At 69.9% G+C, this 3392-nt stretch carries 4 protein-coding genes; all 4 read right to left on the bottom strand.

What is annotated here, in order from left to right:
• Positions 1-66: 66 nt before the first annotated feature.
• The 4 genes from L0H79_RS21510 to L0H79_RS21495 are packed head-to-tail and all read right to left on the bottom strand — an operon-like array spanning position 67 to position 3244.
• Entirely contained in the window at positions 67-864 is a 798-nt protein-coding gene (locus L0H79_RS21510) for a hypothetical protein (protein ID WP_301486775.1), read from the bottom strand.
• A complete protein-coding gene (locus L0H79_RS21505) occupies positions 864-1562 on the bottom strand; it encodes an SAF domain-containing protein (protein ID WP_301486774.1) in 699 nt (232 codons plus the stop codon). The genes L0H79_RS21510 and L0H79_RS21505 overlap by 1 nt, the downstream gene beginning before the upstream one ends.
• A gap of 36 nt (positions 1563-1598) precedes the next feature.
• Positions 1599-2264: a hypothetical protein gene (locus L0H79_RS21500; protein ID WP_301486772.1), complete on the bottom strand. Its 666-nt coding sequence runs from the start codon at positions 2262-2264 to the stop codon at positions 1599-1601.
• Entirely contained in the window at positions 2261-3244 is a 984-nt protein-coding gene (locus L0H79_RS21495) for a ParA family protein (RefSeq protein ID WP_301486770.1), read from the bottom strand. Before L0H79_RS21495 ends, L0H79_RS21500 begins: the two co-directional genes overlap by 4 nt.
• Positions 3245-3392 lie beyond the last annotated feature (148 nt).

Raw genomic sequence — 3392 nt, 5'->3', positions numbered from 1 at the left:
GCCGGCGCGGGAGGGACGGTCGCGAACAGCGGCAGCGCCGACGGATCCTGGATCTCGGTCTCGTGCTCAGACATGGTGGTCCCCCTCCCCCGGGGTGACGCCGAGCTCGGCGCGGTTGGCGTGCAAGACGGACTGAATCTCGGAGATCGCCGCGCGAAGGCTGCGTGGCAGTGAGGCGGACTCGAACTTGCGGGGCTGGCTGGCCCCGCGGGACAGCACCTCGGCCGAGACCGGATCCCAAGCCAGCGTCGCGGTGACCGGGATCTGCAGGACCTTGCTGACCTCGCGGGGCCCGTAGGGCTGGCCCTGGCCAACGACCAGGAGGCCAAGGTTGGCGGAGGCGCCGGTGCGCTCGAACTCCGCACGCAGGGTGTCGGCCCACGACTTCGCCCCGGCCAACGCCGGCAGCGTGCTGCGGGTGACCAGAAGAGCCAGGTCTGCGGCGTGGACCAGCGGCTCAGGGGCCCCGTTGAGGCCGAGCCGGCCGGCGTCGACGATCACGTCTTGCCCGGTGCGCTCCAAGGCCCGCAGAGCGCCGGCCAGCGGCTCCCACAGGGGAAGCAGGCTCCGGGACTGGCTGTGCGCTCTCGTGCCCGGCAAGAGCTGCGCAGCGCTACCTGGGATCGCCATGGTCACCTTGGGCAGGTCCTCGGCCAGCGTGCCTTGGCGGTGGGACATGGCCAGGTCGATCAGGCCGGCGGTGTGGTTGACCTCGCCGCGGAAGTAGCCGGCGAGGATCCCCGACGCGCCGGTGGGGTCGGCCTCAACGAGCAGTGCCGGGCGGGGCCACGCCAACGCCAGGCCCAGGGCGGTGGTCGTCACCCCGGGCGACCCGTTCGCGGAGGTGAGCACGATGAGGGACATCAGCGCTCCCGGCTGTCCAGGACGAGGGCGACCTTGCCGGTGGCGGCGCGGGCGGCGAGCTGGGCGGCGGCGGTGTCGGGAACGCTCACGTCGACGACGGTCTGCCCGCTGTCGGCGGCGGTGCGGACCTCGACCACGGTCGCGGTGATGGCGACGGGGTCGCCGGCGGTCGCGTCGCCCTGGTCGCCAGGCGTGGAGACGATGCGGACGTCATCGCCGGTCTGCAGCTCGGTAGCCGGCCTCATCGCCGGCGTCAGGCTGATGCCGACGATCGACATGCCCTTGGCTGGCAGCACCGATGAGGAGAGGTCCTCCTGGGTCACCAGGCCCCCAGCGGCCAGGTCCATCGCCGCTCGCTTCCCGACCACGCTGTCCAAGTCGTCGGCCGAGATCGGCTTGAGGGCCGGGTCGACCCCGAGCTTGGCCGTCATCAGGTCCTCACGGGTGATCAGCTCGCCGCGGTGCACGGTGGTGCGGACCGCGATGACATCCTGCGCGGAGCTCGTCGACGTGTACGCCCACACCGCGAGCAGTGCCCCCAGGCAAATCGCCGCGACGGACCCAGCGATGAGGACGGGACGGCGACGCAGCTTGGGGGGTGGGGCCAGGGTCTCCCCCGGGGCTGCCACTGGCGCGGCGTCGGCGTCCTTGGCTCGTCTGGATTTCCTGTTGGTCTCTGCTGCGGTGTCGAGTGACATGGCGAAAGCTCCCCCTGGGTTGGTTGGAAGGGTCGGTCAGTTGGTGGGGCCGAAGAAGTCTGTGAGGGCGACCGTGATCAGGTGGCCGCGGGAGCTGGCGTTCAGCTCCTCTACGAGGTGGTCGAGCGTGGAGAAGTCTTCCTCCCGCATGCGGTAGTTCAGCGGGGTCAGCGGCCCGTCGCCGGCCCTCGAGGTGCGTGAGCGGCGGGACGCGAACAGTGAGCCGCCAGAGACCGTCACGGGGTGGATCAAGTCCTTCAGCCGCGGGTAGGCCCGTTCGATCGCGCTGATGATGATCTCGCCGTTGGACAGGCCCTCGGCGGTGTGCTTTTCGGCGATGGGCTCGACGAGCCATACGGGGATGTGGACGTTGGACGGGCGGACGCGCTGCTCGGGGCCCTTGGTGGCGGGCGCGGTCTCATCGTCCGCCGCCGCCGTCGACGCGGCCTTCTCGGCCGGCCGACGACGAGGCTTGGGGGCGGGCTCTTCAGAGGCCGCCGGCGTGACCGGCTCAGGTGATACGGCAGGAACCTCGGTCGGCTGTGGAGTCACTGTCACGACGTCGTCAGCACCGACTGTCGGTGCGTGGCGCCTACGGCGCGGAGGCAGGGTCAGGCTGGTGACATCGGGGAGGTCGTCTGCCTCGAAGTCTTTGAGGCGCCCGGGCTCGACTTCGCGCGCGGCGCCCTGGTTGCTGCTCATCGGTGTTGACCTTCCCCTGCTGTGGCGTCCTGCGCCGTTTCAGCGGCAGAGATCCGGTCGCAGATCTCCTGGGCGAGGCGGGTGTAGTCGCCGGCGAGGGAGTCGGCAGAGCCGGACAGCGCGGTCGGAAGGGCGATGACGTTGCTGGCCGGGTCACCCTTACGACGGGCGGTGAGCGCGGTCAGCCGCTGGGCCCGCGAGGCCACCACGTCGCGCGCGAGCTCGTGCGCCAGCTGTCCCCGCGACCGACAGTCGTGTGCGGCTGTTTCGGAGTGGCGGACGAACGTCTCCATGAGTGGCACGCTCTCCCCCACCTCATCCAGGCGGGCCTTCGTATTCCGGCGCACCCGCGTCGCTGCCGGGTTGTGGGCGGTGACCACCACTCCCAGGTACGAAAGCTCAGGATTGCTCTGCCGGGCCCTACGCACCCGTGGCCCAACGCCCTTGAGTCCGTCCCAGGAGGCCTGGTCGGTCTTTGTCGGGATGAGGACCCAGCGGGTGGCGGCCAAGGCCATGTCCTGCAGCTCGCCGTTTCCGGGCGGGCAGTCCATGAAGATGAGGTCGTAGTCGTCGGCTACCTCGGCAAGGCGGGTCGCGAACTCCGCAGCCACCGAGCCGGCCGGCAGATCCTCCGCCGAAGGCATCTTGGCCAGCTGGCCGAGCATCTCGAGGTTCCGGCCGCCGTAGATGAAGTCAAGGCCCTCGCGGACATTGCGCACGATCGGTAGCGGGGTCCCCGACCAGACCGCGTCCACCATGCCCTTGCCGCCGTCGTCGAGCTCGGGGTCGATGAGCCCGAGGTCAAGCTTGAGGTTGCCGCTGATGTCGAGGTCGATCGCCAGTACACGCATGTTGCCCTTGGCCGCCAGAGATCCGGCGATGTTGGCGACGATGCTCGTCTTCAGCACCCCGCCCTTGCCGTTGATGACGGCAACCACTCGCGACAGCGCGTCCAGATCAGGTGCCTGGGGCTCGGACATTCGTCCCTCCATCATGCTCATGCCTACAGAAGGTGACGGTCGGCCCAGGTCTGTGACACAACCCCTGGGCAGTTGACCGTCGATTCACCGGCCACGGTAGCCGCGTTGACCCTTCACAGGCGGTCCAGTGTGGGTCCACTGTCCCCCA

The organism is Intrasporangium sp. (assembly GCF_030452765.1).
GTDB lineage: Bacteria > Actinomycetota > Actinomycetes > Actinomycetales > Dermatophilaceae > Intrasporangium_A.
This window is presented reverse-complemented; position numbering and strand designations above follow the sequence as displayed.